At 55.5% G+C, this 17693-nt stretch carries 4 protein-coding genes; all 4 read right to left on the bottom strand.

The genetic code is table 11. The features are described from left to right. Positions 1 to 217: 217 nt before the first annotated feature. The 4 genes from MXE39_RS05025 to MXE39_RS05010 all read right to left on the bottom strand — a co-directional run bounded on the left by MXE39_RS05025 (position 218) and on the right by MXE39_RS05010 (position 17008). A complete protein-coding gene (locus MXE39_RS05025) occupies positions 218 to 6070 on the bottom strand; it encodes a DEAD/DEAH box helicase (protein ID WP_246978766.1) in 5853 nt (1950 codons plus the stop codon). A gap of 134 nt (positions 6071 to 6204) precedes the next feature. After that, positions 6205 to 7596, bottom strand: coding sequence for a hypothetical protein (locus MXE39_RS05020; RefSeq protein ID WP_246978767.1), 1392 nt, complete (start codon positions 7594 to 7596; stop codon positions 6205 to 6207). A gap of 115 nt (positions 7597 to 7711) precedes the next feature. Next, positions 7712 to 12370: a hypothetical protein gene (locus MXE39_RS05015; RefSeq protein ID WP_246978768.1), complete on the bottom strand. Its 4659-nt coding sequence runs from the start codon at positions 12368 to 12370 to the stop codon at positions 7712 to 7714. Positions 12371 to 13120: 750 nt separating this feature from the next. Next, on the bottom strand, positions 13121 to 17008 hold the full coding sequence (locus MXE39_RS05010) for a hypothetical protein (protein WP_246978769.1): 3888 nt from the start codon (positions 17006 to 17008) through the stop codon (positions 13121 to 13123). Between the last annotated feature and the right edge of the window lie 685 nt (positions 17009 to 17693).

Below are 17693 nucleotides of genomic sequence, written 5' to 3'. Positions count from 1 at the left end.
GACCGGGCCGGAGATGGCCCGGTCGGTCGCCGGCACCGCGCGCCATTATGAACGGGCCGGAGATGGCCCGGTCGGTCGCCGGCACCGCGCGCCATTATGAACGGGCCGGAGATGGCCCGGTCGGTCGTCGCGCACCGCGCGCCATTATGAACGGGCCGGAAATGGCCCGGCCGGTCGATGGCACCGCGCGCCATTACTGCTCGGCGCGCTGTGCGCGTCAGCGGGCATCGGTGATGTGGATAAGCTTTCTGAAAGCGTCTGGCAGAGAGTACTGCAGATCCTGAGCTGAGATCATGATGTCGGCCTGGTCGAGATTATTAATGGCCCATTCAGAGCGGTACATAGCCGGATAGACCATGATGGACCTTTTGTTGCAGTCCACACCCGTGACCGTCAGGGCTTGAGGTATGAGCATGGCTCCGGCATCGTTGATTATGCCGGTAAGCGGAGTTAGCAGACGGCTTTGCTCCTTAGTGCTCAGAGGCTGCGGCAGTCTGTTGTACACACAGTAGTCAATGAGGTCCAGTGCGGCACGGCGGTCAAGCAGTGAGTGCACAAAGCGGTTGTAATAGTGCTTGATGCAGTCATAGCAGGCACTCTGGCACTGGCAGCCTGAGAGCAGATCGCGGACAAAGGAGATCATGGACATGATCCTGTCCTGCAGGCTTACGGCATAGCCGGCGCCTGATGACAGGCTGTCATAGAGGAATATGTCCAGAATCTCGGTACGGCTGTTGAGATCGCGGCGGCGGCGGATGCCCGTAACCAGCTCGGTAAATTCGATATCAAGCTCATGACAGGCCGCCAGACGCAGGGCCTCGGCCATGGTCTGACCTGCCCTTTTGAGCCAGTGCTCGGTGTCCACAATATCAGGATCAAAGCTCAGCTCCAGTACCAGCATGTCGGTGATGAAATCAAAGCCCAGGTCCACATCGGCAAATTCATGGCGGCAGAAGGCCGGACGGCCGTTGCTGCCGGTTACCGGACTGTTGATACGCTTCTTTTCAATCTTTTCGGCTCCGGGCATGGCTACACCGCAGTTTCTGCATACCTTGAAACCCCGGCCGTCAGGACCACGGTTGACCATGATGATGCGCTGATTGTCACGTACGGCCATTTTGATATGGCGGCACTCATCAAGCTTCTTCATGTCATCAGCCTCAGGCTGAGTTGAGTACTGAGGCTCGGAGGCGGCCGAGTACTGCTCATGATCGCGCATGGTGGTAACCGGACCTCCGGTGCGCGGGGCAAAGCCCCAGGGACGCAGCATCGGACGGGAGCTGCGCTTGAGCTCAAGGCTGCCGCAGAAAGGGCACCTGTCCTGACTGTCATCGGCAAGACCAAACCAGCGGCACTGCCCGCAGGTATGAATCTCCTTGAGATAAAAGCCGTCTGAAAAGTAGGAGCTGGCCGGAGCAAGGTTGCTTTTGCGCGTCGGGCGGTAAATAGCGCCCAGCGGCCAGGTCTCCTTGTCCACGACAATGGATCGGCCCGGAGCATACTCACTGATGGCTACATCAAGACCACGGCTGACCTCATGCAGTACACGCCCTGATCGGGTGCCTATCCATGTGCTCACTACATCTCTTGGGAAAGAGTAGGTAGGAATAAGGCTCTCATCGTACAGAACGTCCAGCAGCGAGCGGCAGGAGCTGCGGCCTCCGGCTTCAGGGTTGTAGTACAGATCCGGATGAGCTTTCATCTTCCTGCCAAGTTCAGTCAGCTTCTGGTCCATGCGCATTATGCATGATTCCAGCAGTCCCTTATTGTCCTCAGGGAGCAGCACCTCATCGGCCTGCCAGCTGCGGGCAAAGGCCATGAAATCAAGGCGCAGGCGCTCAACAAACTCCGTGGCAATCACAGTGTCGAGACTGAGATCAATGCGCCTTTGCGGATCAAGCCGTTCACGATCGTGGTAATGGACATGCAGCTCCTTTTTGTCTGAGTTGCTCATGGTACTGCTGATTTGAGCCAGAAAGTCGCGGAAGATTACCAGGCTCAGATGACGCTCGATAATGCGGCTGCTTGAGATGTCGATAAAAGGACGGCGCGGGATGCCACGTACCATGTCAGCCGGATGATTGAAGTACAGAGAGTCATGAGGACCGTCCTCACAGAAGGTCACAATGGTGGACAGTGAGGAGCCGCGACGGCCGGCACGACCGGCGCGCTGCTGGTAGTTTTCACGCATAGGCGGCATGTTGCGCAGACCTACGGCTACCAGAGAGCCGATATCGATACCCACTTCCATGGTGGTGGTGGATGAGAGTATGTCCACAGGCAGTTCATCTTTGGATAAGAAGTCCTGGAAGCGCATTTCATACATTTCGGTACGGGACCACATGTCATCGCGCTGATCCTTGTGAGAAAGCTGTGCGGTATGCTCCTGGGTGTCGATAACATGAATACGCCGGCCGCTGATGGCCTCAAGCGAAGGACGGCGCCAGAAGCTCAGACTTTCAAGGTCCAGATCAGTCATGGCACGCACTCTGTCCCTGCCACAGTTAGGACAGCAGTTACGGAGTTTAAAAGGCAGCACATCAGAGCAGCTGTTGCATACATACCACTGATGCTCGCCGCTGCGGGCGCGGATCATGCGCGGATTGATATACAGACGCCCGGTAGACTCACTGCCTGATTCAAGAAAGTAGTTTTTAAGACCGGCAGCAAGGGAACCGGCCAGATTGCCAAGGGGATCGATTTCAATACGGCTTAGCAGGCGTTCGGAGATGATTTTCTCTTCGGGAATGCCGAATTTTACATAGTCAGGCGAGGCTCTGGCTCTGGTTTCATCACTGATCTCAGCGCTCAGGGCGTAATAGTCAGTAAGGCTTTCAATGGCCCATGCGCTGAAGAACTCATGGAGCCACTGCTGCACGTCTTCTTCAGTAAGTTGGTCATCCCCAGTTTTGCCTGTCTGCTTCTCAATCAGGGTGGCAAGTTCCTCAACGGACTGTTCATCAAGGTCATCAATAAGCCTGTAAAGGGCCTGAGGATCAGGCTCAAGCCAGCACATGGCAGTATCAATGAGATTGTTAAATGGTGCGCAGAAGAACTTGAGCAGCTGCTCATTGAAGCTGTTCGGAGCATTGTGCATCTGCACATTGTTGACATAGCGGGCATCAACAGAGCTTATGAGATCGTAGTCGATCACATCATTGGCGCTGTCATCACCGGCACCGGACGCACTGCTGCTGCCGTCGCTGCCGCCGGCAGCGGCCTGGCTGCTGCGGCGCAGCAGGGAACCAAGGCCGCTGTTGCCGCTGCGGCGGCTTTTCTTATGGGCCAGGGCCGAAGATATCATCCGATTGCCTGCATTGAAAAGAATGGTGCGATTTTCCGAGCTGTCATCATGGAAAATGGCCGCATTGTTAAGCCTGGCAATGGCGGCAAAATAAGGAAAAACGTTGTACAGCGAAAGTACGCTCTGACCATCAGCGCCGCCACCGGCGCCTGCGTCGGAGCCTGTGCCGTCGGCGGCGCCGGACTGTACTTTGCGGCGCTCAATCTGCTCCATGAGGTCGAGGGCCACGCACATAATCTGGCGGCAGGCGGTATCGTCCGAGGTAACAGACATGTCACGGGCCAGACGGGCTGCGCGCTGGCGGCTGTCAGAGAAAAGCAGGACCTTGCGGCCCTCATTTGGCATTGGGATCTGGCCATAGGCGCGCTCCTGGGCCAGAGTCAGACGGCGCTGCTGCTCACTTACAGTCTTGCCCGGGACTGGCGGCTGTGAGAGGAACTGGGCCTTGATGAGATTGAAGAAAGAATTGTTACCTCTGGTGCTGAAGCTCATCAGACCGTCATTGCCGATACGGTGCTGACAGTGCGGGCAGGTGGAGAAGTGTACCGGCTGGCAGGCGACCACTTTGGAGCTGGTGCGTGAGATGCTGTTGACCGCATTTTTGTTGAAAAACAGGCGCACCATGCCTGCACCGGTGCAGCTGTCATCAAAGTACAGCCATCCGCTGGAGCTGTCCAGCCAGACCTGCTGGTTGTTATCTGGAACTTCATCAGGCTGAGCCAGATAAAGGCAGATTTCAGATAACCTGTCTGGATTGATATTGCCAGGATGCTTCCACAGATAGGTGCTGCCACTGCCGCACATGCCTTTTTCAAGCTCACTGGTGTAGACATAGCCACGGAAAAAGAGGGCACCGCAGCGGCGGTCACGCATCAGCTCATGGACTGAGGAGCCGCAGTCAGGGCAGTGGCTCTGGCGGTCATTGATAAAGAGGCGTCCAAAAGGCAGTCTCTCACTTGCATGCTCAGTCGCAGACGCATGCGCAGGCTCAGTCACGCCCTTGCCAGGCGCGCGTGCCAGACCTCTGAGGCCGCGCAGGCCCCTGGCCGCGCGGCCCGGGCCTCCGGCCGCACCACTGCCGGCGCTGCTGCCGTCCCCGGCAGCGGCTCTGGATGTGGCAGCGGTTTCATGGCGGCCCGGGCACTGGCTGTTGGTGCAGCACCACACGCCCTGAATGCCACGGAAGAACATGTGCATGCGCGCAGGCAACAGCACTGAGCCCTGTCGGCTGCGGGCCAGCGGGGCTATGGCCAGCAGGACGCTGATTCTGTGCAGTGCTGCCTCCTGGTCGTGCTCATAAAGTTCAGGATAGAGCCTTTGGGCCAGCTCCTTGAGCGAAGTGGCATTGCCACGGCACTGGCGGGCCAGGGCATTGAACTGGTCATACTCAAACAGATGCTCATACATCCAGTTTTCAGCCTGTTCCATTTTATCCCATGGCCATGGTTCGTCGCCCCTGACAGGCTGTCTTTTCCAGAAGGTATTGAGGGCCTGCAGCTGCTGTTGACGGCTGCCTTCAAAGTCAGCCGGATGTGTACTGGCTACAGCGTCGTCATCAAGCTCAAGCAGATTGTCCTGACTGAGCTGCTGACGCTCACCACGCAGCAGCACAAAATCATGGCCTTCAGGCGCACCGGTGAGATTGCGGGCAAATTTCTGGACTATGAGGTCATCTTCCTCTCCCTCGGGCATGGAGGCCGTGGTCAGGATGAACTGAATGCGGGAGCGATCAATCTTGAGGCTGTTCATGACACGGCGCAGCAGCATGGCCACCTCACCGCCTGAAGAGCCCTTGTACATATGGGCTTCGTCAAGCACAAAGAGCAGTTTCTGATCCGGGTTGAGGCTGAGCCACTTAGCTGTGGACGACCAGATAGGAGCTTCGGCCGGACGGAGCATCATGTATTCGATCATCGAGTAGTTGGTGATGAGAATGTCCGGGGCGGTCATGTGCATCTCAAAGCGCGTTACCAGCTCGGCATCATCGATACTGGCTTTATGTATGCCGTCGAGCAGCTGGGTAATCAAACGGTTGAGATCGACCCTGGCCGGCAGGCGGCCCTCCTGCTCAAGGCGCTTCACCCACTCGATATCATCATTTCCAGTGATGTCCATATAGGTCCTGGCAAGTCTTTTGTCCTCAGTTTTTGAGGGGCGTCCGGGATAGGGAGTACGTCCGGTATACATGCCAAACTGAGGGCGGCGTATATGAGAGCCAAGGCTTTTGAATATGGACGGGAAGTCGCCTTTGCAGCCCATAAGCCTGCGCATACGGCTGAGCTGATCGGAAACCAGGGCGTTCATGGGGTAGAGCACAATACAGCGCACGGCACGCTGCTGCCAGCTTTCGGGGCTGTCGTGAGCCTCCATGGCCATGCGGGCCAGCAGCGGCCACAGAAAGCACTCGGTCTTACCCGAGCCCGTACCGGTGGAAACAAAGAGATCGTGGCCCTGGTAGAAGTGCTCGAGCGACTGTACCTGATGGACATAGGGCTCGGAAAAGACGCCAAGGCCGGCCTTGCACATGCGCTCAAAGAACTCCTTGAGCCATGGGGCGAGTACCTGTGATGCCTCAATGCCGCCAGGGGCGGTGCAGTAGGCCGGGGATGACTCAATATAAGGCACACGGTAGATCATGCCCTCGCGGACCATGAGCTCACGTACGGCCTCATAAAGGGCCGGATTGCGGCCAAAATACTGGGACTGAATGTAGTTGGAAAGCTCATTGACCAGAGCCTGGTGAGTTGCATGGGCGCCTTGAGTCATATCATCCCGCTAATTTCAAAATCAAAAAACAGTTTTCCGCCTGGGCCGTTACGGCCTCAGGCCCTGCCTGTACGGCCAGTCCGGCGGCCCGGACCGCCCCACGGCGGCACGTGCGCCGCTGAGGCGCATGCCTGTCAGGCCGTGCTTTGTGTCAGCTCGAAGCGGTAGCCGGCATAAGTCATCACATGGTAGAAAAAAATCATGGCCGCATGGGTCATAAAGCCACGCACCGGCCGCAGATTGCCATCGGTATAGTGGTCACTGAGGCTGTATTTCTGGTAACTCCATGCCAGCAAATAGAACAGACAGCGATCGCCGGCCGGCAGAGGCATGTTGCTGTGCAGCTCACAGCCTGATTCGTGAACGGTGACCTTGAAAGCCGGGCGCAAGCCCTGCTCATTCATAAGAGCATTGACCGGCAGCAAGATGTCCTGATAATCGGGCAGATTGTGCATCTGCAGCATGAACTCAGGCACAGGCACAAATAAGTTCTGTCCATTCTCAGCAAAGCACAGGCAGTACTGGCGGAACTGTTCTATGTCTTTGTCCTTTTTGAGATATGCAGCAGCAGGGGCTTTGCGGGTACAGCCATCAAGTGAGCGCATCGGGCCCCAGCCCATGTTTTTGCCCGTATGCAAAAAGACAAAGTTCTCCAGGTTTTCAATGGGACTGGCATCGGCACTGTCCAGGCTCTCATGGAGCTGCTCAGCCACCTCAGGCAGAGGCGGCGCCAGACAGAACATGCGCCGCACCTGCTCCGCCCCGCTTTCCGTGCTGCTGCCTGCAGCGGCGCAGCCGCCACCGCCTCCGGCGGCTGCGGCGTCACCGCCGCCCTGACGGGCCAGCAGCTTCCTGACATGTTCATCATCGGCTGTTCTTGCGGTATCGTCGGACATGGTCAGGGGCGCAAGACCGCTGAAGTACATCTTGTAAGGCCTGATGCCACCTCTGATGATGGTGATGCCGGCGACGGCAGCCGAGCTAAATGGAGGGCTGATGCGCCTGTGACCTGAAGAGAGGTGATAGCCGCAGGCTCCATAGACGCGGTCGATAAAGTCCGCAATAAGATCCTTAGGATACTGATTGAACATGTACTCCCGGCGCTCAGCATCACTGTCCTGGCCGGCAGTGGACTCCCCTGAGATGCTGCAGCAGTGCAGTATGTTGCTGACAGTATCTCTGATGACAGACTTGAAGTGACGGGCTGATGTGCCCGGCAGCTGCGGGTCGTCCTCGCCTGCGTCCCCGGCGTAGCCGCTGCCGCCGGCCTGGCCGCTGCCGCCGGCCTGGCCGCCGGCGCGGTCGTCACCATCGCCGGCCCGGCCGGACCTGAACTCATCAGGGCACTGTGAATCAACCTGAACTTCATAATCAAAGAGGGCATACTGGGCACGGAAAGCCGCAGCCGTCATGCACAGGCGCCACAGCCACTGTTCGTCGTTGTTGTTCAGGTCAATGCAGGCATCAAGGCCCGTGTCCTTGAGTATCCTGTTTTTAAGTTTGCTCTCGAGAATGCAGGTGCTCATACTCATACTTTGGTCTTTTAAGGCTGCAGCGCCTGGCAGCCAGGTGAATTCCGCAGGCCGTCCCATCGGCTGTCCGGCCACGCCGCTCAGCCAGGCCGCAGCCACAGCTGCGACATCAGGAGCCTCTTCTTGAGTTTACCCGGTCGAGCAGGCGGCTCATGGGGCTGTTCATATGATCATGTCCAGATTGCTCATTTACCGTTTTTGACTGTCCCGGTTTGAAAGCTTTCAGTCTTTCACTGGCTGACTGTTGTTCATTGCTTTTGACCGATGATGTAGCTGCAGCCGGTGCAGACGCCAGGTCCGGTGTGCCTTCCGATGTGCCTGCAGTGTAAATCCCCCGAACACAGTCATCAGGCAGCAGGCCACTGGCCTTAAGCACAGGCTCTATCATCTCCTTTACTGCAGGAAACAGAAAGCCCGAGCTGTAAGCCTGTTCCAGAAGATCAAGATTGTCAGTGCACCTGGCCAGAGGGGCCAGAGCTCCGGCGGTCATGATGTTAAAGCCAGCCTGATCACTGCTTATATTGTCCGGAAGCAGTTTGCGGTAAAGCACTGTGGCTATGCCAAGAAGCTGCTCAAGATTGCGCAGCGTACTTGAAGACAGCCCCATCATTGAGAAGTCAGCCGGCAGGTTGAAGGGCTGATCCGGGAGCACGAAATTTCCAAGCGGGCATGATGGTGCCCTGAGCATGGTACTGTCACGGATAAACACACGGTCCACATACATGTCGGTAAGCACCGGCAGTACGAAGTTGAACAGCCCCTTTGGCTGCAGGGCAATGTCATCCCAGAAAGGATAGTCAATGAACACTGTGCGTCCGGATTCAGCTGCGGAGATCAGCATCGAGTCGTTATAGCCCGGTGAAAAGACATTATCCACACGGACCGCTTGCGAACACTCATTGAGAGCTGCCTTGAACTCCGCTCCGTCCCATTGATGTCCAAGGGTTATGGTAGACAGGCCGTCAAAGCCGCTTGCCGAGCAGAAAGCTCTGATGATGCGGCCGCTTCCTGGACCTGCCAGCAACACCGGCATGCCCATGATGGCTGCGGCACTGAGAACAGAGCTGAGTATGCGCGATTTGGCAAGGTCGACAAAGCCATGCTTCTGCAAGGCCACACTGGCCGGCATGGCGATATTGGATGTGCTCTTGTCTGAACCGGCCGCAGAGGCGGCCCATGACTCATGACAAATGCTCAGCGAATCAAAGCTCTTTTTCCTGGATCTGTCGTCACCAGCTGCAACAGGCGCAGCAACTGCTGCAGGCGCCGCAACGGCGGCACCAGCCACAGGCACTGCAGGCACATCAGGCGCAGCAACTGCTGCGGGCGCAGCAACGCTCTCAGCTGCAACAGCAGCTTCCGGAGCGGCTGGTACCGCTGCCGACGGGGCTGTGCTCTGGTCAGGTGAAATGCCTGAAGAGGCGGCAACAATCGAGGTCGCAGACTGGTCCTGGTCATGGACGGCACTTTCGTCTCCGGCGGACTGGGCCTGTCTGTCTGTATCCTGGTCCTGACTGTTCTGCAGGTTTTTCCTGAGAATGTGGAGCTGTTCACGCCAGCTGGCCGGATCTGCGGCTTTGTCCGTGTCGGGCCCTGGGCTCTCCTTCAGGGAGGATGGTTGCTGATCTTGCTGGTCAGGCTGCTCTGACTGTGTCGGCAGGGCCAGATTGAGGTGCGGCCACAGCGGTCTGAGGGCTTCGTTTTCTGCCACTTCACTGAAAGTGTCAAGCAGCGAGAAAGAGTCAGGTCTGGTGATGGCAAAGGCCATTCTTACCAGACTCTGGCTGAGCGAACTGCACTGGGTGCGCAGCCTGCTGGACTGATGCTCTTCGCTTTCATCAAGGTCATCAAGCTCGCCGTACATGCCGTCAGCCAGCTGTTTCATCATCTCAGGGGGCAGCCTGGTCATGGAGTTGAACAGGGCCAGTACCTGATTGATGGTCAGACCATCAGGACTCATGGCCGAAACGCACAGCTCTTCAACAGCTATGCTGAATTGCTTTGCTCTGTCATTGCTCAGACCAAGTTTCTCTACAGCTGTGGAGCTCCATCTGCGGCGCATGTCGTCATTGAGGCAGACGGCTTTAATGAAGCTGCGCAGTGAGGCGCAGTCAAAGTTCTTGGCATCGGACATTTCCCGGCCCAGTGAGTGCAGCTGCTCCACCAGATTAATGCTCCACATGCGGGAGCACTTAAGCTCGGTGCACAGCTTTTCGATAATTTTCTGGCCATTGGTGCTGGCTGCTGCAGGAATGGAGCTGACCGGTTCGGCTGCAGTCTGCGGTTTTGATGGCTGGGCGCTCCTTGTGGCGACGCTGCCGCCTGCAGATGCAGCCCTGGCTGCATTGCCGGCCGCAGCCTGAGCAGCGGGCGCAGCCGTGCTTCCTGCTGCGGTAAGACCGCCCAGGGTGACCAGATTGGTGATGATCTCAGGGTTGAACTTGTCAGGCACAGTAAGCTGCTGGAGCATGCTGGTAAGCACGTCAAAAACAGCAGATGAGCGCTCTTCATTAATATGCAGTCGTGAGGTGATATTCCTTATGATATTGCGTTTGAAGCGGGCCGGCAGGCGCTTCATGAGCCTGCCCAGCAGGCTGTTTAGGGTGCGACTGCATGCAATGAACTGCTCATCTGAGATGGGGTTGTTGGAGTCGAGCAGCTCAAGGGCAGTGAGGAGCTCGTTTTCAGCCTCATCCTCTGCCTCATCATCTTTGTCATCCGCGAGTTTTTGCTCTTCCCTGCCTTGCTGTGTACCGGCATTGAGCATCTGAGCCAGAGCGCTCAGGGAGCCGCGCTCAAAGTCCTGGAAGTTTTTGAGATCGTTTACCAGGGTGGTAATGGCGCTGATGATGTCATGGGCATTGGCACTCTCACAGTTGAGCTCACCTGCCATGCTCTCAAGCACATCATCATCCAGAACCAGCTCCAGATCATGCGCTTCCAGATAAGGCGCAGTCGCAGGCGCGCGGCTGTCAGCGCTGTGGTTGCTGTCAGCGCGGCCGTCATTCAGGCTGTCTGCAGCTGAGTCCGCCTTCTTATCAGCTGATGCAGTAGTGGCTGCAGATGTTGCCTTGCTTGCAGCTGCAGCTGCAGCTGCAGCTGTTGCACTTGATGTTGCGGTTTTATCCTTGCCAGAGGCGGCTTTATCGGCCTTTACCGAGGCATTGGCAGCGGCTGCAGCATTGCTGCTTCCAGCATCGGCCTGTGCCTTTGCCGACTTATTGCTCTTGCTTGCATGAGTGCCATTACCAGTTGGAGCTGTGCTCTGAGCCTGGGCCGCTGTGAGGTCAGGCATGGAATCAGCAGCGGCACCGGTCCTGGCAGCGGCTGTTTTTCCGGCGGCTGCAGCAGCGACAGCAGCTGAAGATGCTGCCGTTTCCTGAGCTTTGGCTCCTTTGGCGGAGCTGGCCTGTGCAGCTGTCTTTGCATCTGCAGCGGCTTTGGTCTTGCTCTGCGCAGTGGCAGTGGTATTGGCCTTGCTCTGTGCTTTGGCAGTGGTATTGGTCTTGTCCTGGTCAGCTTTAAGGGACTTGCTGCCGGTGGCGGTGCTGCCTGTGGCAGTGCTGTCGGTGTCAGCTGCAGCGCGTGCCGGAAGTTCAAGCACTGTCAGGCGGCAGAATCGGCTTTCCGTGGTCAGATCAACGGACACGGCTATGTAGCGGCTGAGCTCGCCCATGAGATCGCTGTTGTTAAAGGCACGCTCTGATGGCAGTACCATGCCGACCCGGCAGCCGCCAAACTGACTGGTTAATGTCTGGGACAGCAGAGAGTATCTGTTGTTGAGCACGCGGCAGCTGACGTCGGATGTCTTATCGGAGACAGTGCTTACCACTATGGTCCGGTTCTGGTTTTCCAGGGAAGGAAAGCTCAGGCGTGACAGTGGAGTCTGCTCTATGGAGATGAGGTCCTTGAGCCTGTGATCGGCAAAGAAGCTGTTAAGCTCGGCTACAGTTGATTTGCTTTCTGCGTAGCCCCTGATTACGAGCTTTCTGGTTTTGGCAATATTGATCCTTTCAGTTGCAAGCTTCTTTGCACTTGTCTGAATGCGGGTATAGTCATGCATGTTGAAGCCCGCAAGGTGCTCAAAGCCAAAGGACTTTCGGCTCAGGCCCACAGGGAATCTGGTAGCCAGAGTGGCCGCAGCCAGCAGCATTATCGGTGTTGAGCAGGAGGGATCGATGAAATTGGTGCTGTCAGTGCAGCCTGAGAGGGTGACTATGCCTGCTGCCGTGCTTTCGCGCATATCAAAGGCGGCCGTGTCCCTTCGGGCCCTGTATGTCCAGGCCGGATCGCCTGATACCCTGATCGCCACTCTCAGGGTGTTATCCTGGAAAATGGCTCTGATATGGAGGTCTGCATCGTTCTGTTTGACTTTCAGGCCAGTCATGCCCTGACCGTCAAAATAGGACACTATGGCTTTGGCAAAGGCAGAGGCGGTTTTGGTGCGCCATTTCTCAGTGCTGTCATCACTTACTACACCGACACTGATGGATTTTGTATTGACAAAGCAGGTGCGCAGGCGCAAAGACTTGACAGCCGTTTCCAGAGAGTCGCGATTGTCCAGATTGATCCTTTTGAGATACATGTAGATCTCATCGGCATAGACACTGAACATGCACAGCTTTATGGCCATGGTCGTGTCGCAGCTGAACTCAACACCTGAGGTTACTGTTTTGCATTTTTTGCCAACATAACTTTCAAGCTCCTTACAGAGCAGGTTGGTAAAGGCAGCATTACAGGTTGCAAGGAAAGTATGGTTTTTGGTCATTGTTATGCTGTTTCACAGTGTCAGGTACTGGACATGCCATATGTTAAGCCGCAGCGTCAGCAGCTCAGGCCTGCTGCGCTGCATAGTGCCCGCAGACTGCGTCATCGGAGGGGCCCATGGCAGCGGCAGGCCGTTTATCTGGTCTATATGAGCAACAGGCCTGAGGCCGGCAGCGGCAGTACTGCCGTACGTCCTTATGTCTGTCCAGCCGAAAATGGCATATAAATCGGTTTTGATTACATATATCAATAAGATGATATGTTGTGATTAATCATTATGGCAAGCTTTGATTTTCATGTACAGCACTATGCATCCGTAGCATAACATCAGCCCGGCTCCTGCTGAGCTTATAGCTGTGAACATAGCTGCCGCGTCCAGCGCAATGGCTGTACAGCCAATGTGGGCCATGCAGCAGCTGCAGCCTCATCTTACAGACGGGCTGGCAGCCATGCGTCCGGCACAGTGGTGTCTCATCGGGAAATGCGGCCTTGCCATCAATGCGCAGCAGCACCTGCAGCCCATCTCAAAGGCAGGCCATGGCCCAGGCAGCACCGGCCGCCGGGACGCAGGCTGCCCGAATGCAGTCTGCCTGGACGCAGCCTGCCGGGCAGGACAGGACGGGGCCTGACTGCAGATGGGGGATTGGCTGTATGAGGTCAATTTGGGGGACATCCCGCAGCGCATGCCCGACTGTGGCTTTCAGCGGAGTGAAAGCCACAGCGCGGCAGGGCGGGAGCTGGGAGATTTGAGCTAAAGCAGCGGGCTGAGCATGTCTCTGACCTCAGGGAAGAGATCCTGGGAGTTCAGAGCCGTCTGCAGCAGGTCGGACCTGCCAGTGCACAGAGCCAGAGGTGCCAGGGCACCGGCTGTGATGAGGTTAAAGCAGGCCTGATCACTGCTGATGCTGTCAGGCAGCAGCTGACGATAAAGCTCGACGGCAATGCCCATAAGGTAGGAAAGATTGCTGACAGTGCTGCCTGCAAGACCCAGCTGACCAAAGCTGTCAGGCATTTTCACAGCCCGGGCTCTGATGTCGGCATTGCTCAGAGGGCAAAGCGGTGAACGTGGCAGCTGTGCGGCGCGGATAAAAGGCCTTGCGACATACATCTCTGTCATCACCGGCAATGCGAAGTTGAGTATTCCCTTTGAGTTCATGGCAATATCATCGCGAACCGGGTGGTCAAGGAACACGATGCGGCCTGATTCGGCAGCCGAGGTCAGCATTGAGTTGCTGTAGCCAGAAGAGAAGATATTCTCTATTCTTACCACCTCAGAGCACTGTCTGAGGGCAGCTTTGAACTCAGTGCCGTTCCAGCTCTGTCCCAGAGTAATGGTAGACAGGCGGCCGTAACCGCTGGCAGCGCCGAAGGTGCTGATGATGCGGCCTGTTGCCGGTCCGGCCAGCAGTACCGGCATGCCCATTAATGCAGCGGCATTGAGCAGAGAGCTGAGTATGTGTGACTGAGCTTCATCTACAAAGCCATAGTTCTGAAGGGCTGTGCTGACAGGCTCGGCCAGTTTCTGTGAGCCTGAACTGCTCTGAGTACCGTCCTGATTCTGACTGTTGTCACCTTCGGCCCACAGCTCATGTTCAAGGCTCAAAGAAGCAAAGCTCTTCTGTGCTCCGGCATCACCAAAGCCTGATGAAGCCATGTATGGCGCAGCCATTACAGTGCTGTCAAAGCCCCTTGCGGTAAACTCTGCAGATGAATGGTCTTCAGGAGCTGCCGCCTCTTCTGGCATGTCAGCCTCCACAGGCACGCAAGACTCATCCGGCATAGCAGTCTCTGCTGCCTGAGCTGCAGAGTTTTCTGGACTGGTGGACGACACAGCAGGCTCCTGTGCAGATGGATGCGGTGCAGTGGCACTGGCTGCATCTGCAGTGGCAGGTGATACAGGCTCACCAGGAGCTGGCTGTTCATTGCTGTCACAGACACGGGCAGCCTCCTGCCCGGCCGAGCCTCTGACAGTCTCATCCTGAGCTTCACGGCGCATTGGAGCTGCAGCCTGACCATCAGCCTTAAGATCAGGGCAGGCAATGTTCAGGTGAGGCCACAGCGGAGCCAGGGCTTCGTTTTCAGCTACCCGGCTGAAGCTGTCGATGAGTGAGAAAGAGTCAGGTCTGGTAATGGCAAAGGCCATTTTTACCATGCTGTCACATAGAAGATCACACTGCTCACGCAGCACGGCTGACTGCTGCTCATTCATTTCTTCAAGTTCGATGAGCTCGGCATGCATGCCTTGAGCAAGCTGCTTCATCATGTCCTCTGGCAGTCTGGTCAGAGATTTGAAAAGAGCCAGGACATGCGCGATGGCAGGTCCGTTAGGACCATATGCCGATCTGCACAGATCTTCCATGGCTGAGCTGAAGCGCTGGGACTTTTTATTACCAAGGTCAAGCTCACGGGATGCGGTTTCACGCCATTTGTCCAGTCTGTCCTCATTGACAATGATGGAGTCAATAAGGTTTTTAAGCGATGAGCATCCAAATCTGTTTGGATGAATCATATCGCGATACAGGGCGTTCAGATGGTCAAGCAGTCTGACGCTCAGTCCACGGGAGTAGCCAAGCTCACTGCAGATCTTTTCGACAATCTTCTGGCCCGAAGGGGTTTCGGCTGAAGGTATTGAGCGGACAGTTTCGACAGAATGACCCTGTGACTGAGAGTCAGAGCCGACCGGACGGGTATCCGAGCTCTGGTCCCCGGCATTGCCTGTGCCTGATGAGCTGTCGTCAGAGCTGACTGCAGCTGCTGCAGGTGCACCACTGCCGCTTGCCCTGTTATTTCTTTCACCAGCGGCTGCAGGAGCAGCAGCAGGCGCAGCAGAGCCGTCCTGTGCGGTGAGTACGCACAGGCTGACCAGATTGTTAATGATTTCCGGATTGAACTTGTCCGGCAGGGTCATCTGCAGCAGGATGCTGGAGAGGATGTTGAAAACAACAGTGGCGCGATCTTCATTAAGATGCAGCCTGGACCTGATGTTCCTTAATATCTTTTTGCGGGAACGTGCAGGCATGCGTTCAAGCAGTCTTTCCAGAAGGCCGTTCAGAGTGCGGCAGCACTCCATGAACTGCTCGTCATTGACCGGTCTGCTCGAGTTGAGCAGCTCCAGAGCACTCAATGGTCTGCTTTCAACTGCAGCCTCTGCAGGTGCGGACACGCCATCAGCATCAACGTTAACTTCAGCATCAGCGCCGGCCGTATGTCCATGCAACAGTGCGCTTTCGCCTTGAACATAGGCGTCTGCAGCGCAGTCAGCATCACAGCCAGCTGCAGGTACGGCAGGGGCAGCGGCACTGTCTACACAGGTGCTCTGGTCCTGGCCCGGGCCCTGGACATGGACATGCATCTGGTCAGAACTGGACTTGAGCAGCTGAGCCAGAGCGGATGCTGAGCCCTGCTCAAAATCATGGTAGTTTGTCAGATCGCTTGCCAGGGCGCTTATGGACCTGATGATGTCCCTTGCATTGCTGCTGTCACAGTTGAGCTCAGTGGCAAATCTCTGAAGAACTTCATCATCAAGAACGAGATCAGGTTCATTGTCTTCATGAGAGGCTGAAACCTCCTCAGAGCCGCTTACATCGACCTTGACTGCACTGTCATTGCAGCAGCTCTCATCTTGAGGGCTGACAATGGCTGCATCATCACTGTCTGTTTGACCTTCAAGGACACTGCCCGGGACAGGTGTATCACCGCCATGCTCTGCTGACTGGTCACCGCAAGCGGCTGCAGCCTCAACGGCCGACTGCTCCATGCTGTTGGCAGTATCAGTCGGGGCATCAGATGTGAGCTCACAGGCACTGTCTTCCGACTTATTAGAGCTGTCAGCAGATACAGAGTCAGCCTCTGACTCGTCCTTGCCAGGAGCCGGTGCAGCAGCGTTATCACCTGCCTGGTCATCAGCTGTGCCCTCACAGGCATTGTCTTCCGACTCATAAGGAGCTTCAGCAGAAACAGAGTCAGCCTCTGACTCGTCCTTGCCAGGAGCCGGTGCTGCAGCGTTATCAACTGCCTGGGAATCAGCCATGTTCTCACAAGCACTGTCTTCCGACTCATTAGAGTCATCAGCAGATACAGACTCAGCCTCTGACTCGTCCTCGCCAGGAGCCGGTGCAGCAGCGTTATCAACTGCCTGGGCATCAGCTGTGCTCTCACGGGCATTATCTTCCGACTCATTAGAGTCATCAGCAGATACAGACTCAGCCTCTGACTCGTCCTTGCCTGAAGCCGGAGCAGCAGCGTAAGCAGCTGCCTGGTCACCCGCTGTGCTCTCATGGGCACTGTCTCCTGCTTCACTGGTATCAGCATGAACCTGGTCCTGGTTCTTCACCTCATCAGGGCTGACAGAGGGGGTAGCATCACTGCCGGTCTGGCCGTCATGGTTATGGGATGCATTTGAGGACTCTGATGGCCTGCCATCACCTGCAGCTGTTAGCACGACGTCTGTATGAGTCAGGCTCTGCAGCGATGCTTTGCGTTTGTATTCTGCAGCTGCACCTTCAGGGATATCAAAGACCATCACATAGAGATACTTGACTCCCTCTGGCAACCCATGATTAAAGTTATGGGATTGAACAAGGTATCTTTTGAGATCTTCATGCAGTTCGAACCTTTCATCAGACTTATCTTTCAACATCAGCATCATGCCGACACGGCAGCCGCTGAAATTCTTGATTAATGTCTGTGATAACTGGCGTAGTTTCCTGTTGAGCTCGTCAATATGACCTAAGAAGTCGAAACAAACAAAAGTCTTAAGACCGTTTTTAAGTGATGGGTTTGTGGCTTTTGAGTCAGGTCCACTCTGAAAGGATATATAATCATCGAAATGAGCAAGCTTGACATTTTTTCTTAGCTTACGCACTTTCCGTTTATTGTCGCTGACCACTATTATTGTCGGCTTTGTATCTAATCCATTTTCTTTGTGCTTTAATAAAACAAGCTTATATGCAAGTAAAGTGGCTACTTGGCTTATTTCTGTGCCAGAAAGAGCAATAAAATTGGCTGTTCCATCGTAGCCAATCAATGTTTGTATGAAATAATCTGTTCTCACCAGCGTAATAATTACATTATCTTCAGTAATGAAATTGCATAACTCGTAAATTTTTACTTTGTTATCTCATATAGACCGACAATTCGGTCCTTAAGAAAAAAACAACACAGAAATGTGCTTATATTTACAGATTCAAATGCGAATAAAATATACTATCTTATCCTACTACAGGTGATAGACATCACATTTTTGCCTGTAAGATGCTTGGGACATCAACAATACATATTTAGACATATATGTTTATCTAACACTAGAGTACCGTATGATGCCA

This window comes from Anaerobiospirillum sp. NML120511, from assembly GCF_023050955.1.
Classification (GTDB): domain Bacteria; phylum Pseudomonadota; class Gammaproteobacteria; order Enterobacterales; family Succinivibrionaceae; genus Anaerobiospirillum.
Note: the sequence above shows the minus strand (reverse complement) of the source record. Positions and strands in the feature narration are given on the sequence as shown.